The following is a 19,214-nucleotide window of genomic DNA, read 5'->3' on the forward strand; positions in this document are numbered from 1 at the left end:
GCCCGCGTCCGCGCCGGCCGCCGCCGAGGCGGTCCTCGGCGTGGCCGGGCTCGTCGCTGAGGGGGCCGCGCGCGTCGGGCGTGCCGCGGCAGGCCTGATGGGCCGCTCGAAGGCGGCTCGCATCGTCCTGGCCGTCGCCTTGGCCGCGGCCGTCGTCCTCGTGGCCGACGGCGTCGCCACCGCAGGACGCGTGTACGGCGGCGTGACCGTGGGCGGCGTGGATGTGGGCGGCATGACCCAGGCCGAGGCCGAGCAGGCCATCGCGGGCGCCTACGGCGAGCGCCTCGCCGGGACGCGCGTCGTCATCTTCGCGAGCGAGGAGGCCTGCGATACCGTGGACGTGGACCTGCAGCGCCTCCAGGAGGAGGCCCTGGCCGAGCAGCTCTCGGTGGAGGAGGCCCAGCAGGCCAAGCAGCTGTGGGTGACCGACGCCGAGGCCCTCGGCGCCACGCTGCCCGCCGCCGAGCTGGCGGCCGAGGCGCTTGCCGTGGGCCGCGAGGACGGCGGCCTCGGCGCGCGCCTGGGCGCCGGGCTGGCCGGACGGGACATCCCCGTGCATGCCGCCTACGACGCCGCGGCGCTCGAGGCCCTCGGCCAGTCCCTCGACGCCACGATCGGCGAGCCGCGCACCGACTGGTCCGTGGCGGTGGAGGACGGCCAGGCCCGCGTCGTGGAGGGGCGCGCCGGGCGCCTGGTGAGCCGGGACGCGCTCGCGGCCTCCCTCGACGAGGCGCTCCTGCGCGCTGATGTGGCCGACGCCGAGTTCGTGGCCGTCGCCGAGGATGCCCCCTCGCGCACCACCGAGGCCCAGGCCCGCGGCACGGCCGACGCGCTCAACGCCGCCCTCGCGCGGCCGCTCACCTTCACCTACGAGGAGCGCGTCTACGACGTGACGCGCGAGGAGGCCGCCGCATGGCTCGACGTGGCGGTGGAGGAGGCCGACGCGGGCGCCGCCCTCGTCGTGACGGTGGATCCCGCCCGGGCGCGCGCCACCCTCGTGAAGAAGATCCACGCCGCCGCCACGGGCGACCCGGTGGCCGTGACCTTCCTCGTCGAGGGCGGCGCGGTCACGGTGGGCACCGACGGCACCGTGGTCATTCCGCAGATAGACGACGCGCTCGCCGTGCTCGACGACGCGCTCCTCGCGCCCGCGCGCCAGGCTGGCGCCCCGGGCTCCCAGGGAGCCCCGGACCAGGCGGCCGACGCCCTGTCCGTGCCCGTCGAGGCCGTCACGGCGCCGGCCGCCCTCAGCCTCGATGACGCGTTGGCCTGCGGGCTGGTGGAGGAGGTGTCCTCCTACACCACGCGGTTCACCAACACCGAGTCCACGGCCAACCGCACCCACAACATCAAGCTGATCTGCGATATCTTGAACGACGGCGTCGTGGGTGCCGGAGGCTCGTGGTCGTTCAACGACCGCGCCGGCGAGCGCACGGCCGAGCGCGGCTTTCTCGGCGCCGGCGCCATCATCGACAACGAGTACACCGATGATGTGGGCGGCGGCATCTGCCAGGTGGCCACCACCATCTTCAACGCCGTCTACGACAGCGGCCTGCCCATCGACAAGCGCACCAACCACTCGCTCTACATCGACAGCTACCCGGCTGGGCGCGACGCGGCGGTGTCGTGGCCCGACCTCGACCTCGTGTGGCGAAATGACACCTCTTCTGACATTCTGCTGCGCCTCACCTACACCGACGACAGCATAACCGCTACACTATACGGCGTTGACCCGGGCTACGCCGTCTCCACCCAGGAGGGGGAGTGGACGCCGGGCAAGAAGCATTCCACGCGCACCGAGCGGGATGATTCGCTCGCCCCCGGCACCAGCTACGTGAAGACGGCTGGCTCCGACGGGCAGCGCTATTCCGTCACCCGCACGGTGAAGGCGCAGAATGGGGAGGTGCTCCGGCAAGACGCCTTCTACTCCACCTACGCCCCCATCACCGAGGTCGTCGTCAAGGGCCCCGATGCGCCCGAGGGCGTGGCGGCGGAGCAGCCGGCGTCCTAGCAGGAGCGTCTTCTGGCACGGGGATGCCGTGCCTGGTGAGAGAGGACAACCCCAAGGAGCAAGGAAGGTCCATGTACTACCAACCTGAGATCGAGACCATGCCGGTCGACGAGCTGCGCGCGCTGCAGCTCACGCGCATGCGCGAGTCCATGCGCAACGCCTACGAGAACGTGCCGCTGTTCCGCGAGCGCTTCGACGCCGCCGGGGTGAGCCCCGACGACCTTGAGAGCCTGGAGGACCTGGCGCGGTTCCCCTTCGTGGTGAAGCAGGACATGCGCGACGCCTACCCGTTCGGGATGTTCGCCCGCGAGAACAAGGACGTCGCCCGCATCCACGCCTCGTCGGGCACGACGGGCCAGGCCACCGTGGTCGGCCACACCGCCTCCGACCTCGCCAACTGGGGCGACTGCTTCGCCCGCGGCATCGCCATGGTGGGCGGATCGGAGGACTCCACCATCCAGGTGTCCTACGGCTACGGCCTGTTCACCGGCGGTTTGGGGGCCCATGCCGGCGGCGAGGCCATGGGCTGCACCGTCATCCCCACCTCCTCGGGCAACACCAAGCGCCAGGTGCAGATGATGAAGGACTGCAAGACCGACATCCTGGCCTGCACGCCCTCCTACGCCCTGCTCATCGCCGACACGGCCATCGAGATGGGCTACGACCCGGCCACGGAGTTCCCCATCTCCGCCGTCATCTGCGGCGCGGAGCCGGCGTCCCAGAACATGAAGGACGAGATCGCCGAGAAGCTCGGCGTCCAGTACTGCGACGTCTACGGCCTCTCTGAGATCATGGGCCCGGGCGTGGCCATGGAGTGCAAGGAGCGCGGCGGCATCCACGTGGCCGAGGACCAGTTCTACTGCGAGATCGTCGACCCGGAGACGCTCGAGGTGCTGCCGGACGGCGAGTGGGGCGAGCTGGTCATCACCACGCTCGTGCGCGAGTGCTGCCCGCTCATCCGCTACCGCACCCGCGACGTCACGCGCATCATCTCCGAGCCCTGCGCGTGCGGGCGCACCCATCGCAAGATCGACTACCTGCGCGGCCGCACCGACGACATGCTCATCATCCGCGGCGTGAACGTGTTCCCGTCCCAGATCGAGCAGGTCATCACCGAGTTCCCGGAGATTGCCACGCAGTACCAGATCATCCTCAGCAACAAGGGCCCGCTCGACCGCGTGGAGCTTCAGGTGGAGACGGTGCCCGAGTTCCCCATCGACGAGGTTCGCAAGATCGAGGACCTCAAATCCCGCCTGGGCGCCGAGCTCAAGAGCAACCTCCAGGTGGCCGTCGAGATCAAGATCGTGGAGCCCAAGACCATCGAGCGCTCCATGGGCAAGGCAAAGCGCGTCATCGACCTCAGGGAGGCGAAGAACTAATGATTTCCCAGCTCACCGTCTTTCTCGCCAACGAGCGCGGCCGCCTGGCGGCCGCGTGCCGCACGCTGGCCGACGCCGGCTTCAACATGCACTCGCTCGTCCTGGCCGACACGGCCGACTTCGGCGTGGTGCGCATCTTCTGCGACCGTCCTGACGAGGCCGCGTCGCTCCTCGTGGACGCCGGCTACCGCGCCGCCGTCACGCCGGTCATCGCCGTGCGCGTGCCCAACGAGCCGGGCGGGCTTGCGCGCCTGCTCGAGTTCTGCGACGAGGCCGGCATGAACGTCGAGTACGGCTACTGCTACTCCGTCGGCGAGGATGGGGCCATCGACGTGCTGAAGATCGAGGGCACCGACGCCGAGGAGCGCCTGGCGGCCGCTGGGTTCGCCGTCGTGCGCGCCGAGGAGATCTATGCAGCCTAGCCGCTCCTTCGAGGCCACCGGCCGCGCGCGGATGCGCCAGCTGGCGTGCGCCCTTCTCCTGGGCGCCGCCCTGGCGTTCGGCGGCCTTCTCGCGCCGGGCGCCGCCTGGGCCGATGTGCGCAAGACCGACCTGGTCATGGGTCGCACGGTGGAGCAGCGGGGGCTTCCCGCCGCGCTCTGCCCCAACGTGGCGGCCGACTACGCGGTGCTGCTGTCCTCGGACGGCACGGTCTACTTCGAGCGCGACGCCGACACCCAGGCGCGCATCGCCTCCATCACCAAGGTGATGACCGCCATCGTGGCCCTCGACAGCGGCGCGCCGCTCGACACGCCCGTCACGGTGAGCGCCAAGGCCGCCCAGGTGGGCGAGTCGAGCGCGGGGCTGCTCGCCGGCGACACGATGACGCTCGAGTCGGCGCTCAAGGGGCTCATGATCCCCTCGGGCAACGACGCGGCCATCGCCATCGCCGAGACGCTCGGGCCCTTGCTCGGCTCGGGTGATGCCGAGGCGGCCTTCGTGGCTGCCATGAACGCCAAGGCGGCCGAGCTGGGCATGGAGGGCTCCCTGTTCGCCAACCCCCACGGCCTCGACAACGGCTCCCACGCCGCCGACATGCACTGCTCGGCGCGGGACGTGGCCATCATGTGCCGCTATGCCATGGAAAACGAGACCTTCCGCGCCATCGTGGCCGTCGACGAGGCCTCCATCCCCGTGACGCGGGCCGACGGCACGGCCGCCACGGTCGTGCTCAAGTCCACCGACAAGCTCATCGGCGTCTACGAGGGCGCCTGCGGCATCAAGACCGGCTACACCGAGGCCGCCGGCCAGTCGTTTGCCGGCGCCTGCGAGCGCGGCGGCGAGTACCTCTACGCCATCGTGCTGCACTCCACCTCGGAGGACCAGCGCTTCGAGGACGCCGAGGCGCTCTACAACTGGGTCTACGACAACCGCGTGAGCTACCCGCTCGCCCACAGCGACCGTACGGTGACCATGACGCGCGACGGCGAGTCGCGCGAGGTGCCGGTGGTGGCCGAGGTGGCGCTTGGCGCGTGGCCCGACAAGACGGTGCCGGCCACCTTCGCCGATCCGGACGCGGCCGTGGAGGTGTTCGCGCCCGACGGCAACGTGAGCCAGTCCTTCGAGCTGTTCGACGTGAACGGCGCGGTGAAGGCGGGCGACACCTTGGGCCGGGCCACGTTCTACCAGGCCAACGAGGTAGTGGCCATGCAAGACGTGGTGGCCGCGGCCGACGCGGAGGCCCCCGGCGTCTTCGAGGGGGTGGGCATTTGGTGGGATCGCCTCTGGCGCGGGCTGGCAGGCGAGAGCACCGTGGCCGAGTCGGTTATCATTAACGTCACTCCGCTCATCTTCGACAAGACGCAGCGGTAGCGCGGCGGCCGGCGCTAAGCCGGCCCTCCGCGCGGCGTCGCAGGCCTTCGCGGCCGCGGCGCTTTGATCCTTGGGACCTTGTGCGGCCGGCGCCATCGCCGGCCGCCTCACGATACGAGAAGGAGCACGATATGAGCGAGACCTGCCCCGTCTGCGGCGCCCCCGTCGCCCCCGGCGAGACCGTCTGCGGCGCCTGCGGCTTCAAGCTGCTCGGCACCACCCAGCGCTTCGAGCCCATCGACCTGGCCGGCGAGGCCCCCGCGCCGGCGCCTGCCGCGCCGGCTGCCGCGGCGCTCACCGTGCTGCGCGGCCGCCAGGCGGGCGCGTCGTATGCGCTGGGCGAGGAGCCTGTCACCATCGGACGCAGTCCCCAGTGCACCGTGTTCCTCAACGACATGACGGTATCGCGCAGCCATGCCGCGGTGGAACGCGAGGGGGACGCCTACGTCATCCGCGACGACAACTCCTTCAACGGGGTGTGGATCAACGGCGCCAACGTGGAGGCCAAGGTGCTCGTGCCGGGCGACCTCATCCAGATCGGGTCGTTCTGCCTGCGCTACGACGAGGCCTAGGGGCGCGGTGCCCGCGCGGGCGCGCGAGGAGAGGAAAGGCGGGCGGCGTGCCCGCGTGGAGAGAGGAAGCCAGATGGAACTGCTGTCGGGCAACGAGGCCATCGCGCGCGGCGCCTGGGAGGCCGGCGCCACCGTGGGCGTGGCCTATCCCGGAACGCCCTCGACCGAGACGCTCGAGGCGTTCGCGCTCATGGAGGGCGTCTACGCCGAGTGGTGCGTGAACGAGAAGGTGGCCGTCGAGGTGGGCCTGGGAGCGTCGGCCGCCGGTGCGCGGGTGCTCGCCACCATGAAGCACGTCGGCGTGAACGTGGCCGCCGACCCGCTGTTCACCGCGGCCTACACGGGCGTGGGGGGCGGCATGGTGGTGCTCGCCGCCGACGACCCGGGGATGTACTCGTCCCAGAACGAGCAGGACTCCCACTACTACGCGGCCGCCGCGCACCTGCCCATGATGGATCCGGCCGACTCGGCCGAGGCCCGCGCCTTCGCCCGCGACGCCTTTGCGCTCTCCGAGCGCTTCGACGTGCCCTTCATGCTGCGCTCGACGGTGCGCGTGTCGCACACCAAGACGCCGGTGGAGGTGGGCGAGCGCGTGGCGGCGGATCCCGTGCCCTACGAGAGCCGCCCGCAGAAGTGGGTGATGATGCCCGCCTTCGCCAAGCCGCGCCGCGTCGTGCAGCTTGAGCGCATCGCGGCGCTCGAGGCCTGGGCCGAGGAGTGCCCCTACAACGTGGTGGAGCGCCGCGGGACGGCGGTGGGCGTGGTCTGCGCCGGCGCCGCCTACCAGCACGTGGCCGAGGCGCTTCCCGATGCGTCCATCCTGAAGCTCGGGGTCACCTGGCCGCTGCCTGCCGCCAAGCTGCGCGCCTTCGCCGCGGAGGTGGACGCCCTCTACGTGGTGGAGGAGGCCTCCGGGTACCTGACGGACGCCGTGCGCGCCTGCGGCGTGGAGGTGGCCGAGTTCCCAGCGCCGCTGCCGCGTGACGGCGAGCTCTCGCCCGGGCTCGTGCGCGCCGCCTTCGGGCTGCCCGAGCCGGCGCACGCGCCCGCCCGCGCCGATTTGCCCGGCCGCCCGCCGGCGCTCTGCCCCGGCTGCCCGCATCGCCTCGTGTTCAAGGAGCTCACGCGCCTGAAGGCCATCGTGACCGGCGACATCGGCTGCTACACCTTAGGCGCGCTGCCGCCGCTGGCCGCCATGGACACCTGCGTCGACATGGGCGCGTCGATCTCGATGGCCCATGGCTTCGAGCTGGCGCTGGCCGGCGCCGAGCACCGTCCCGTGGTGGCCGTCATCGGGGATTCCACCTTCGCCCACTCGGGCCTGAGCTCGCTCATCTCCACCGTCTACAACCGCGGCGGCGGCACCGTGTGCGTCCTCGACAACCGCACCACGGCCATGACCGGGCGCCAGGGCAACCCCTTCAACGGCGTCACGCTCCAGAACCGCCCGAGCCGCGAGCTCGACCTAGAGGGCGTCATCCGCGCCATCGGGGTGGAGGACGTGTCGGTGGTCGACCCGCACGACATGGCCGCGGTGCGCGCCGCGCTCAAGGCCGCCGTGGCCTCGCCTGAGCTTGCCGTGATCATCTTCCGCGCGCCCTGCGTGCTGCTCGAGCGCGTGCGCAAGCCCGTCTACAGCGTGGGGCCGCGCTGCACCGGCTGCGGGGTGTGCGCCACCCTCGGCTGCCCGGCCATCGCGCGCGATCCGGAGGCGGGGCTCGCCTCCATCGACCCGGCGCTCTGCATCGGCTGCGGCCAGTGCGCCCAGTACTGTCGCTTCGAAGCCATCGCGCAGGACTAAGGAGGAACCATGGGCGATACGACCAAGACCATCCTTCTCTGCGGCGTGGGCGGCCAGGGCACCATCCTGGCGGCCGACCTGCTGGCCCACGCGGCGCTTGCCGCCGGGCTTGACGTGAAGGTGTCCGAGATCCACGGCATGGCCCAGCGCGGCGGCGCCGTCACCACGGTGGTGCGCGTGGGCGAGTCGGTGGGCTCGATGGTGTCCGACCTGGGACGGGCCGACGTGATCGTGTCCTTCGAGACCACCGAGGCCCTGCGCAACCTGCCGTTCCTCGCCGAGGGCGGCGCGCTCATCGTCAACGACGAGGCCATCAAGCCGCTGCCGGTGCTCACGGGCAAGGCGGCCATGCCCGCCCGCGCGCGGGCGGACCTGCTCGACGCCGGCGCGCTGCTCGTGCCGGCCGCCGCCATCGCGCGCGAGGCCGGCAATGCCAAGACCTCCAACGTGGTGCTGCTCGGCGCGCTCTCGGCGCGGCTCGACTTTCCGGCTGAGGCCTGGGAGTCCACCGTGGCCGCCCGCGTGCCGGCCAAGACCGTCGAGGCGAACCTGGCCGCCCTGCGGGCCGGGCGCGCCTTCGTCTGCGAGAGGGAGGGGGAGCGCTAGCATGAGCATCACCCAGATCAGCGTCTTCGTCGAGAGCCGCCCGGGCCACCTCGTGCGCACGCTCGACGCGTTTGCCCAGGCCGGCATCCAGGTGCGCGGCTTCTGCGCCGGCGACACCGGCGAGTACGGCATCGTGCGCTTCATCGTGGACAAGCCCGATGAGGCCCTCGCGCTGCTCGCCGAGCGCGGCGCCGCGGCCCGGGCGAGCGAGGTGCTCTGCGCACGCCTGGACGATACCCCCGGCGAGCTGCGCCACGTCATGGCCGTCTGCGCCGACCACGGCATCAACGTCGTCTACTGCTATTCGCTGGCGTCTACCTACATCGCGCTGTCCGTGAAGGACATCGCCGCCGCCGAGGCCGCCCTCGCTGACGCGGACATCGCCCTGGTGGGCCAGGAAGAGCTGAGCTGCGCCCTGGCGGGCGTCACCCTGTAGGAGGTTGCCGTGGGAACCCCGATGCCCCCAGCCGACGAGATAGACTTCTCCGCGCTGCCCATCTACCTGCCCGAGGTGGAGTGCACCTCGCGCGAGCGCATCCGCGCCATCCAGCTGGCCAAGCTCATCGAGCAGGTCGACTACACCTATGCCCGCGTGCCGTGGTACCGCGACCAGATGGACGCCCTCGGCGTCGCGCCAGCCGACATCAAGACCCTTGACGACGTGCGGCGCCTGCCCTTCACCGACAAGTCCGCGCTGCGCGAGACGTTCCCCTTCGGCATGTTCGCCGTGCCCCTGGACGAGATCGTGGAGATGCACGCCTCGTCGGGCACCACGGGCAAGCCCATCGTGGTGGGCTACACCGCCGCCGACATGGAGGTGTGGAGCGAGTGCATCGCGCGCCTGGCGCAGATGGCCGGCGTGACGGCGGCCGACCGCGTGCAGATGGCGTTTGGCTACGGCATGTTCACCGGCGGCTTCGGCCTGCACTACGGCATCCAGCGCATCGGCGGCATGATGATCCCCGCCGGCGCCGGCAACACCGAGCGCCACATCCAGATGATCGAGGACTACGGCACCACCACCCTCATCGCCACGCCGTCGTATGCCATGCACATCTGCGAGGTGGGGGAGAGGCTCGGCTACGACTGGGCGTCGTCCACCTTGGAGCGCGGCCTCTTCGGCGGCGAGCCGTGCCCGCCGCACCTCAAGGCCGAGATCGAGTCGCGCATGCACATCACCTGCACCGACAACTACGGGCTCACCGAGGTCATGGGCCCGGGCGTCTCCGGCGAGTGTTTGGCCCACCGCGACCAGCAGCACATCGCCGAGGACCACTTCCTCTGGGAGGTGGTGGATCCCGCCACCGGCGAGCCGGTGGGCGAGGGCGAGATGGGCGAGCTCGTGCTCACGCCGCTCGACAAGCGCGGCATCCCCGTGCTGCGCTACCGCACCCACGACCTCACGCGCGTCATCACCGAGCCGTGCGCCTGCGGGCGCACCCTCGCCCGCATGGAGAAGGTGCGCTCCCGCAGCGACGACATGCTCATCATCCGCGGCACCAACGTGTTCCCGAGCCAGGTGGAGGACGTGATCGGGCGTATCGACACGCTCACGCCGCACTACCGCATCATCGTGGACAACGACAGCGGGCTTGACCGCATGACCGTGGAGGTGGAGATCAAGCCGGAGGCGTTCAGCGACTCCTTCGACGAGATGAGCGCCTTCACGCGTGACGTCACCGACCGCCTGCGCAACGTGCTGCTGGTCACCCCGGTGGTGCGTCTCGTGGAGCCGGGCGGTATCGAGCGCGCCGTCGGCAAGGCGAAGCACGTCGACGACCGACGGAAGTAGCGTCGCCGGTACCTGACCCGTCGCCGGGCGGGCGCCCGCCCGGCGACGGCCTTCGCTCGACGCGTCGCGTCCGCGAGCCGAGGTCTCGCGGACGCTTTGGCTTAACCTCGCCGCGGCCGCCGTTGGGCGGGCGCAGGGCCTCCCGGTGGCTTTCGAAAGGACCTCCATGGCTGAAGCCTCGCATACCCCTCCCGTCGTCGGGCGGTTCGCGCCCTCGCCGACGGGGCGGATGCATGCCGGCAACGTGTTCGCCGCGCTCTGCGCGTGGCTCGTGGCCAAGTCGCAGGGCGGCGAGGTGGTGCTGCGCGTGGAGGACCTCGACCGCGAGCGCTCCAAGCCCGGCTTCGTCGATGCCGTGCAGCGCGACTTCGAGCGCCTCGGGCTCACCTGGGATCGCGGGCCCTACTTCCAGCACGACCGTGACGAGGCCTATCAAGCCGCGCTTGACCAACTCGACGCGCGCGGGCTGCTCTATCCCTGCTACTGCACGCGGGCCGACCTGCACGCCGCCTCGGCGCCCCATCGCGGCGAGAAGCCGGTGTACCCGGGCACGTGCCGGGGCCTTTCGCCCGTCGAGCGGGCCGCGCGGCGGGATGCCGGGCGCACGCCGGCCACGCGGCTGCGCGTGCCCGATGAGACGGTGGCCTTCCACGATCTCGTGCAGGGCGACTACGCCCAGGACCTCGCACGTGAGTGCGGCGACTTCCTCGTGCGCCGCTCGGACGGCGCCTTCGCCTATCAGCTGGCCGTCGTGGTGGACGACGCGGCCCAGGGGGTGACGAGCGTGGTGCGCGGCGTGGACCTCCTGTGCTCCACGCCCCAGCAGATCCATCTCCAGCGCCTCCTCGGCCTGCCCGAGCCGTCCTATGCCCATGTGCCGCTCGTCGTGGCTGAGGCCGGGCGGCGCCTCTCCAAGCGCGACCGCGACGCGGCGCTCGACGAGCTCATCGCCCGCTTCGGGACGCCCGAGGCCGTCGTCGGCCACCTCGCCGGCATCACGGGGCTTGCCCCCACCTGCGAGCCGGCCTCCCCCGAGCAGCTGCTGGCCGGCTTCGACCCGGCCGCGCTCTCCGCCGCCTTCGCCGACCCCATTCAGGTTCTCTGGCGCTGACGCTAGCGCGCCCCGCTTTCGCCCGCCTGCGTCGCATAAACGACAAGTCGCAAACATTTCTCGGCTCTGACGTGCCCTTTCGGTTGCCTAGCGAGGCATGTTGGTCTATGGTGGGCAGGTCAGTTCAGGCATCCCCACGGGAGGGGAACATAAGCAGAAAGGAAGAGCCCATGAGCTTCAAGAAGGTGTTTGCCGCCGTCTCCGCGTCGGCGCTTCTCGTCTTCACGCTGGGCGTCATGACCGGCTGCAACAGCGGCCCGTCTGATGAGGAGGTCATCCGCAAGAGCCTCACCGAGGAGCTGGATCAGATCAAGAACATGGACGACGCGTTCATGACCGAGATGGCTGCCGACATGGACGTCGACGAGCTGGCCACCTACGGCATCGACGGCGTCGAGTTCATGAAGACCTACCTCGACGGCTTCGACTACAAGATCGACGAGGTGACCGTCGACGGCAACAAGGCTACCGCCAAGGTCACGCTGACCTGCAAGAGCTTCACCGCCTACAACTCTGCCGTGCAGCAGGCTGCCACCGACCTGGCCTCCGACACCGCCCGCCTGCAGGCCATGAGCAAGGACGAGCTGAACCAGCTGCTCGGCCAGACCGTGATGGACGCCCTGGCCGGCGTCGAGGTTGCCGAGACCGACCAGATCACCATCAACTTCACCAAGAACGGCAACACCTGGACCCCGGATGCTGCCTCTGAGCAGGAGATCACCACGGCGATGCTGACCAACTAGGTCGTTTGGCTCGTTCCGCGTGCTTGGCGCCTGGCGCCTGCCGGAGGCGGTTCCGCCTTCGATGCGCGACCGCGCTGCCTTTCGCTGAGCGGCCACGCCGTTCCCGCCAAGCGCACCCCGGCCGCCCCGCCTTCGCGGGGCGGCTTTTTCTTCCCGGCCTTATACTGGCACCGTGCTCGTTTTCGATTCGCATCCGAGGTGACCCGATGACCCCTGCCGCACCCGGCGCCGCCCCCGCGCGCCGCTCGCTCACGCCCCGCATGGCCTGGCAGCTGGCCGCGCCCCACACCTGGCCGGCGGCCATCATGCCGGTGATGGTGGCCGCCGGCGCCACGACGGCCGTGAAGGGGGGCTTCTCGCCGCTCATGGCGGCGGTGCTGCTCGTCATCTGCATTCTCATGCAGGCGTCGGTGAACACCTTCAACGACTACTTCGACTACGTGAAGGGCGCCGACTCGGCCGAGGACAACGTGGAGGAGAGCGACGCGGTGCTCGTCTACAACGACGTGAGCCCACGCGCGGCCCTTGCGCTGGCCATCGGCCTTCTGGTCGCCGCCTTCCTGCTCGGCACCTACGTCATCGCGCAGGCGGGGTGGATCCCGCTCGCCATTGCCGCCGGGGCCGCCGTGGTGGTGGTGCTCTACTCCGGCGGAAAGACTCCCATCTCCTACCTGCCCATCGGCGAGGTCGTGAGCGGCGTGGTGATGGGCGGGCTCATTCCGCTTGCCTGCTACCAGGTGCTCTCCGGCGAGTTCAGCTGGCTGGCGTTTGGCTGGGCCGTGCCCACCGTCATCGGCGTGGGGCTCATCATGCTGACGAACAACACCTGCGACATCGAGAAGGACGTCGAGGCGGGGCGCCGGACCTTGCCGGTGCTGCTCGGGCGCGAGCGCGCGCGGCGCCTCTACCACGGGCTGCTCTACGCGTGGGTGGCGGCCATCGCGCTCATCGTGGCTGTGTGGTTCCCGCGCGGACTCGTGGTGGTGCTGTTCATGGTGCCCGCTGCCTACCCGCTCGTGATGGGGATGCGCAAGAACCCCCTGACCCCGCCGGCGCGCGTTGGCGCCATGGGGCAGATCTGCGGCCTCAACGTAGCGCTTGGCGCCTTCTACGCCTGCGCGCTCATGCTGTAGCGGAACGCGGGCGGGTGCTTGCCCCCCCCTCGGGCGGGGGCGGAGCCGCGGCCCCAGCGTGCGCTCGGCGCCTTCTGCGCCTGCGCGCTCATGCTGTGGCGGCCCTGTCGCGGGGGGGGTGCCTGCCCCCTGGCGGGTTGGGGCGTCCTGCTGAGCTGGAGGTCGCGATTCGGCGGGTGGGCGGCCTTTCTGCTGCGGCTGGGCGAGATGCTGCTTCGCCTTCGGCGGTCGCGCCGCCGCGCTGCCCTGGGAGGCGGCTTGCGGTCGGGCGGGCTGCGGCCCTGCCTCCGGCAGCTGAGCAGCGCGTTGTCCCCAGAAGGCGGTTCTGCGGCCGGGCGGCGCCCGTGGCCCCGGCCGCTTTTCGCTTCGGCTGCTTATGTCCAGGGCGCGGCCTCGTCTCGGTTGACCGGACGACGCCTTGTTGGCGATCTGGCTGCGCGTTCTGGGGCGCGCCGCGTTCTTTGTCGGGCGAATGCGGGTTTCTGGCCAATTTCGCTACGCTTTACGCTAACGGGGCGCCCCTCGTCCGCCCCTGCGGCGCAGGAGGCCGGCGTTCCCCCAGGTCACAGTCGCCTGGCCACGCCAGTGTCTCTCGACGGGTGCGTAAAACGTGGCGAAATTGGCCAGAAATTCCGAGGATGGCGGCGAATCGCCGCGATGAGGCGCTCCGTTCGCCAACCGGTCGCCTCTGCTTGTCGCAGGTGGGTGCGTCGCCCGCCAGCCAGGCGATCCTGCCTGGCGCGGCCAGCCGGGTGGCGTCTTCGCAGTGGCTCGGTCGCCCTCGCCGGTGGTGGGGCCAGCTGCCTGCGTCCGGAGAGTCGATGGCCTCTCCACCGCGGACGCCTTGGGGGGCAGCTGGTAGCCGTAGCTTCCCCGGGTGGCCCGTTTCGGGTGCGTCCTGCGGGCGGTTGGGCCCATCGCGCCGAGATGCCCCCCCCCTGGTCGCTTGGGTGGCGATCAGTTTCAGGCGGCCCGAGGCCGGGTGGCGCCCGGATGGGGCGGAGCCGGCTGGGCTGCCGCGGCAGAACCAGGGCCCCCGCCCCGAGGCGGAGACCAGCTGCAGCTGGCCACCTGGGGTGACCTGCCCGCCGCCTCGTGGGCGACTTCTGCGCAGCGCCGCCCGGATGGCGCCTGGCGCCTGATGTCCAGCGGGCGGTTGCCTTCGGGCGTCCCTTCGCCCGCCGTCGGCCTGCTGCGGGTTTCTGGCCAATTTCGGCGTGCTTTACGCTAAGAAGACGCCTTTAGGATGCTGCGCCGCGTAGAGGGGTCGGCGTTTTCCCAGGTCGTAGCCGTGCTGTTTCGCCGGCGACTCCTCAGCGCTGCGTAAAGCGTGGCGAAATTGGCCAGAAACCCGTATGGTCCCCCGCGGGCCGCCGTTTCTCGGCGGCGCGTTGCCCGAGCGCGCTGGCTTCGTCGAGGTGATGGGGTGCCCATGCCGTCGGGGTGCGTTGTTTCTGCCAAAATTCGAGGATATGCGCTCTTTTCGCGTCCGAAATGGCGGCGCAGATAAGTTATCCGCGGCTTTTTTCTGGGAAGACAGTGAGCGCTCCAGCGCGGATCCCTCTTGGCGCGATGGCGAGCGGCGTACAACCTCTATTCTTGACAGAAACGCGTGGCGAAACCTGCGCGCTCGGGCTGGCGGAGGGGTGACGGGCGCGCGCCGGGCACCCGTCACCGGCTTCCTTTGTGGCGCTTACGTTGAAAGTTAGCACTCGCTGGCGTCGGCTGCTAGAATACTTCCTCGTGGATGTGAGAGAACGCTCGAAGGGAAGGAGGCCCCATGCTCTCAGACCGCCGTCAGCGCGTGCTGAGCGCCCTCATCGAGGAGTACGTGGCCCGTGCGCTGCCCGTGGGGTCGCGCACCCTTACCGAGCGCTACGCCCTCGGCGTAAGCCCCGCCACCGTGCGCAACGACCTCTCGGCGCTTGAGGACGCCGGCTACATCACCCAGCCCCATACCTCCGCTGGGCGCGTTCCCACCGACGCGGGCTACCGCGCCTTCGTCGATGACCTGCTCTCCGGCGGCCTGGCCTGGGAGGAGGCGCCGCACCAGGACGTGGTCGACCAGTTGCGCGCCACCGCCACCGAGCTCGACGCGCTCATGGAGCAGACCTCGGCGGCGCTCGCGCGGCTCACCGACTGCCTGTCGGTGGTGGTGGCCCCCTCGCTCATGGCCGCACGCATCCGCCAGGTGTCGCTCGTGTCGCTCTCCGACCACCGCGCGCTCATCGTGCTCGTGGCCGAGGACGGCCAGGTGGCCAACCGCCAGGTGTCCTTCGCCGACGCGGTCGCGCCCGATACGCTCGCCCGCATCCAGGAGCTGCTGAACCGCCTGCTCGCCGGCCGCTCGCTCGCCGAGGCCCGTGCCGCCGCCCACGAGGCGGTGCCCGAGGCGCTCGCCGACCCGCTCGTGCGCCTGATGCTCGAGGAGGTGGCTGCCTGCGTCCAGGAGTCCGGTCTTGGGCGCGCGCACCGCGTGGGCGTGAGCTCGCTTCTGCGCAAGCCGGAGTTTGCCCAGGCCCAGGCCCTTGCGCCCATCATGTCGGCGCTTGAGGACGACACGGTGCTCCTCCACGTGTTCGACGACGCCCTCGACGGTTCGTGCGCGCCCTGCGCGGTGCGCATCGGGCGGGAGAACGGCGCAGAGGCGCTGGCGGGCGTGTCGGTGGTGGCCAGTCCCTACGGCTGGGGCGACGGCGCCGGGGTGGTGGCCGTCATCGGCCCCACCCGCATGGACTACAGCTTGGTTATCCGCGCGGTTCGCGCCGCGCAGCGCGTGCTCTCGGACGAGTAGCCGGCGCGCGACCTACGAGGAAAGGAAAGACCGGTCCTATGGCCAAGGATTTGTACGAGATTCTCGGCGTCAGCCGTGACGCGTCGGAGAGCGACATCAAGAAGGCGTTCCGCCACAAGGCGCGCGAGCTGCATCCCGACGTGAACAAGGCGCCGGATGCTGAGGATCAGTTCAAGGAGCTCAACGAGGCCTACGACGTGCTCTCCGACGCGCAGAAGCGCGCCCAGTACGACCGCTTCGGCACCATCCCCGGCGCCGCCTCGGCAGGTGCGGGCGGCTACGGCGGCGGCTACGTGGACCTGGAGGACCTGTTCGGCGCCGGCTTCGGCGGCATGGGCGACATCTTCTCCACCTTCTTCGGCGGCGCGGCCGGCGATGGACGCCAGGTGCGCAAGAACGGTCGCGACATGGGCGTGGGCCTGCGGCTCACCTTGGATGAGGTGGCAGCCGGCGTGAAGAAGGAGATCGTCTACGATCGCCTGGCGCCGTGCCCCGACTGCGACGGCACGGGCCTCGGCCCGGATGGCGAGGAGGTCACCTGCCCCGAGTGCAACGGCCAAGGCCGCGTGGTCACCGTGCAGCACACCTTCCTCGGCGACATGCAGTCGGCCACCACCTGCCCCCGCTGCCATGGCATGGGCACCACCATCGAGAACCCGTGCCCCGAGTGCGAGGGGCAGGGCCGCGTGCCCGACCGCCAGCGCGTCACCGTGGAGGTGCCCGCCGGGATCCGCGACGGCCAGCAGTTGCGGGTGAGCGAGTTCGGCGAGGCCGGCATCCAGGGCGCGCCGGCGGGCGATCTCATCGTCACCTGCCGCATCCAGCCCCATGAGTTCTTCGAGCGCGACGGGGACGATCTGCACGCCCGCGTGTCGGTGCCCATGGTTCAGGCGGCGCTCGGCGCCGAGGTGGAGATCGACGGCATCATGGCCGATGAGAAGGTGGAGGTGCGCATCCCCGAGGGGTGCCAGGCCGGCCAGGTCATCCGCGTGAAGGGCCACGGCATGCCGCGTCTGCGCAGCGATGCGCGCGGCGATCTGTTCGCCCACGTGGACGTCGTCATCCCCAAGAAGCTCTCCAAGCGCGAGCGCGAGCTGCTCGAGGAGCTGGCCGCCGAGATGGGGGAGGACGTGGCCGATAACCGCTCGTTCCTCCAGAAGCTGCGCGACGCCATCTAGGCTGGCCGCGCAGCGCGCGGTGATGCCGGCGAGCAGCCTTTCGGGCCGGCGAGCGCGCTAAGGGCGCCCTGCCTCGCGCCTGCGAACCCGCGCCCCGATGCCCGCGTTGCGCATCGGGGCGCTTTTGTCCCACCCTCGACCTGCCGCGGCGCCCTTACGCCAGCGGCCTGCGGAAAGAAGGCCCCATGTCCCTGCACCGGTTCTTCCTCGATGACCAGGTGATCGCTGCCGAGCCTGAGGCGGTGTTCCCGCTGCGCCTGGCGGAGGGCGACGCCCGCCATGCGCGCGTGCTGCGGTTTGCGCCGGGCGAGCACGTGGCCGTGGTGGACGCCGCGTCCGACTACTTCGAGTGCGAGGTGGTGCGTTCTGACGGCGGGCAGCTGGAGGTGCGCGTGGCGCGGCGCCTCGACGCGCCGGAGGAGGGGCCGCAGGTGCTGCTCGTCCAGGGCCTGGCGAAGGGCGACAAGATGGACGAGGTGATTCGCCACGCCACCGAGCTCGGCGTGGCCGGGTTCCTGCCGCTTGCCTGCGCGCGCAGCGTGGTGAGGCTGGACGAGAGGAAGGCGCGCTCGCGTGTGGAGCGCTGGCAGGCCGTGGCCAAGAGCGCGGCCATGCAGTCGGGTCAGCCGCGGGTGCCCGAGGTGTGCGCGCCGGTGACGCTGGCCGAGGCGGCTGCGGCGCTCGCGGGAGCGACGGCGGTGCTCGTGTGCTGGGAGGAGGCTCCCGGTACGGCGCGGCTGGCCGATGCGCTGCACGGCGCCCTCGAGACGCTGCGGATGCCCGCCGCCGACGCGCGCGTGGCCGTGGTGGTGGGGCCTGAGGGCGGCCTGACCCCTGATGAGGTGGACGCGTTGCTGGCGTGCAACCCGCGCGCGAGCCTGGTGAGCCTGGGGCCGTCCATCCTGCGCACCGAGACCGCCGGCGTGGTGGCGCCGGCGCTCGTGCTCTACGAGCTGGGCGCCCTGGGCGGACGGGCGGGGCAGGCGTGACGGCGGGGGAGCGCCCTGAGGGCGCCGAGGTGAACGGGGGGGCGAGGCCGTCGGGTGAGGCGGTCGCTGGCGCCTCGGGCGCGCAGGCTGCGGTGGGCAGGGCTGAGCGGGCGCCGCGGTTCGCTATCGTGAACCTGGGCTGCAAAGTCAACCGCGTGGAGTCTGACGCTTTTGAGCGCACCCTGCGCGCCGCCGGCTGGACCGAGGGGCCCGAGGCTGGCGCCGACCTCGTGGTGGTGAACACCTGCACCGTCACCGGCGAGGCTGAGAAGAAGACCCGCAAGGCCGTGCGCCACGCCCTGCGCGCCGCGCCACACGCCCGGGTGGTGGTGACCGGCTGCGCCGCCGCCATCGACCCCGCTGCCTTCGAGGCGCTCGACGCGCGCGTGGAGGTGGTGCCCAAGGCCCAGGTGGAGGCGCGCCTGTCGGCCCTCCGGCCCGACGCGTCGGAGGCTCCCCGCATCGTCGCCGGCGTCCCGGAGGGCAGCGGCGGGCCGGCCACCCCTGCGGCTGGCGCCGCGCCTGCGGGCGCGTCCCGCGCCGCAGCCGAGCCATCTTCCGCCTCCCGTGCCCTTGGGCAGCGCGTGCGCGTGGGCATCAAGGTGCAGGACGGCTGCGACAACGCGTGCACCTACTGCATCGTGCACGTGGCCCGCGGCGCCGCCTGGTCGCGGCCGGCCGAGGAGGTGGCCGCCGAGGTCGTGGCCCTGGCCCGCGCGGGCATTCCCGAGATCGTGCTCACCGGCATCAACCTGGGCTCCTACGCTGACGAGGGGCTCACCCTGGCCGGCCTTTGCGAGCGCCTGCTCGACGCCACGGCCCGCCTGCACGCCCCCGGCCAGCCGCCCTGCCGCCTGCGCATCGGCTCGGTGGAGCCCCAGGATGTGGGCGACGACCTCATCGAGCTGCTGGCCCGCGCCGAGGGCCGCCTCTGCCGTCATCTGCACCTGCCGCTCCAGGCGGGGAGCAGCCGCGTGCTCGCGGAGATGGCGCGCCCCTACGACGCCGCGGGCTTCCTCGCGATCGTGGGGCGGCTGCGCGCCGCCGTGCCGCAGCTGGCGCTCTCCACCGACGTCATCGTGGGGTTCCCGGGCGAGACCGACGAGGACTTCGCCGCCACCTGCGCCGTGGTGCGCGAGGCTGGCTTCTCCAAGGTGCACGTCTTTCCCTACTCGCGCCGCGCAGGCACGCCTGCCGCCGACCGCGCCGACCAGGTGCCGCCAGAGGTTCGCGCCCGCCGCGCCGCCGAGCTGCGCATGCTCGCCGCCGAGCTGCGCGCCGCCGACCGCGCCC

The 19,214-nt window shown here is 71.3% G+C and carries 16 protein-coding genes; all 16 read left to right on the top strand.

The features are described from left to right. Positions 1-2,011: VanW family protein (locus D1643_RS05820; protein WP_160709566.1), on the top strand; the 2,011-nt coding region annotated here is incomplete at its 5' end. Positions 2,012-2,082: 71 nt separating this feature from the next. Next, complete coding sequence (locus D1643_RS05825) at positions 2,083-3,390, top strand: phenylacetate--CoA ligase family protein (protein ID WP_160709568.1); 1,308 nt, start codon at positions 2,083-2,085, stop codon at positions 3,388-3,390. Next, positions 3,390-3,812, top strand: coding sequence for an amino acid-binding protein (locus tag D1643_RS05830; protein ID WP_160709570.1), 423 nt, complete (start codon positions 3,390-3,392; stop codon positions 3,810-3,812). Before D1643_RS05825 ends, D1643_RS05830 begins: the two co-directional genes overlap by 1 nt. Then, on the top strand, positions 3,802-5,202 hold the full coding sequence (locus tag D1643_RS05835; RefSeq protein ID WP_160709572.1) for a D-alanyl-D-alanine carboxypeptidase family protein: 1,401 nt from the start codon (positions 3,802-3,804) through the stop codon (positions 5,200-5,202). Before D1643_RS05830 ends, D1643_RS05835 begins: the two co-directional genes overlap by 11 nt. 131 nt (positions 5,203-5,333) lie before the next feature. After that, positions 5,334-5,774: an FHA domain-containing protein gene (locus D1643_RS05840; RefSeq protein ID WP_160709574.1), complete on the top strand. Its 441-nt coding sequence runs from the start codon at positions 5,334-5,336 to the stop codon at positions 5,772-5,774. A 73-nt stretch (positions 5,775-5,847) separates the two neighbouring features. Beyond that, positions 5,848-7,575 carry a thiamine pyrophosphate-dependent enzyme gene (locus D1643_RS05845; protein ID WP_160709576.1) on the top strand — a complete coding sequence of 576 codons (1,728 nt, stop codon included), beginning with the start codon at positions 5,848-5,850 and terminating at the stop codon, positions 7,573-7,575. 9 nt (positions 7,576-7,584) lie between these two features. After that, a complete protein-coding gene (locus D1643_RS05850) occupies positions 7,585-8,181 on the top strand; it encodes an indolepyruvate oxidoreductase subunit beta (protein WP_160709578.1) in 597 nt (198 codons plus the stop codon). A 1-nt stretch (position 8,182) separates the two neighbouring features. Continuing rightward, entirely contained in the window at positions 8,183-8,617 is a 435-nt protein-coding gene (locus D1643_RS05855; protein WP_160709580.1) for an amino acid-binding protein, read from the top strand. A gap of 9 nt (positions 8,618-8,626) precedes the next feature. Further along, positions 8,627-9,973, top strand: coding sequence for a phenylacetate--CoA ligase family protein (locus tag D1643_RS05860; protein WP_370520300.1), 1,347 nt, complete (start codon positions 8,627-8,629; stop codon positions 9,971-9,973). Positions 9,974-10,139: 166 nt separating this feature from the next. Beyond that, on the top strand, positions 10,140-11,084 hold the full coding sequence (gluQRS, locus tag D1643_RS05865; RefSeq protein WP_160709582.1) for a tRNA glutamyl-Q(34) synthetase GluQRS: 945 nt from the start codon (positions 10,140-10,142) through the stop codon (positions 11,082-11,084). Positions 11,085-11,254: 170 nt separating this feature from the next. Continuing rightward, on the top strand, positions 11,255-11,827 hold the full coding sequence (locus D1643_RS05870; protein ID WP_160709584.1) for a hypothetical protein: 573 nt from the start codon (positions 11,255-11,257) through the stop codon (positions 11,825-11,827). Between the two features lie 206 nt (positions 11,828-12,033). Further along, positions 12,034-12,960: a prenyltransferase gene (locus D1643_RS05875; protein ID WP_236643411.1), complete on the top strand. Its 927-nt coding sequence runs from the start codon at positions 12,034-12,036 to the stop codon at positions 12,958-12,960. A 1,780-nt stretch (positions 12,961-14,740) separates the two neighbouring features. Further along, the gene (gene hrcA, locus D1643_RS05880; RefSeq protein WP_160709586.1) at positions 14,741-15,754 is read left to right on the top strand and encodes a heat-inducible transcriptional repressor HrcA; all 1,014 of its coding nucleotides are present in this window, start codon (positions 14,741-14,743) and stop codon (positions 15,752-15,754) included. Positions 15,755-15,792: 38 nt separating this feature from the next. Next, entirely contained in the window at positions 15,793-16,932 is a 1,140-nt protein-coding gene (gene dnaJ, locus D1643_RS05885) for a molecular chaperone DnaJ (protein WP_160709588.1), read from the top strand. 185 nt (positions 16,933-17,117) lie between these two features. Further along, complete coding sequence (locus D1643_RS05890; RefSeq protein ID WP_160709590.1) at positions 17,118-17,921, top strand: 16S rRNA (uracil(1498)-N(3))-methyltransferase; 804 nt, start codon at positions 17,118-17,120, stop codon at positions 17,919-17,921. 155 nt (positions 17,922-18,076) lie between these two features. Beyond that, on the top strand, positions 18,077-19,214 hold a 1,138-nt coding region (locus D1643_RS05895; protein ID WP_370520301.1), incomplete at its 3' end, for a MiaB/RimO family radical SAM methylthiotransferase.

The organism is Enterorhabdus sp. P55, from assembly GCF_009911695.1.
Taxonomy (GTDB): Bacteria; Actinomycetota; Coriobacteriia; order Coriobacteriales; family Eggerthellaceae; genus Enterorhabdus.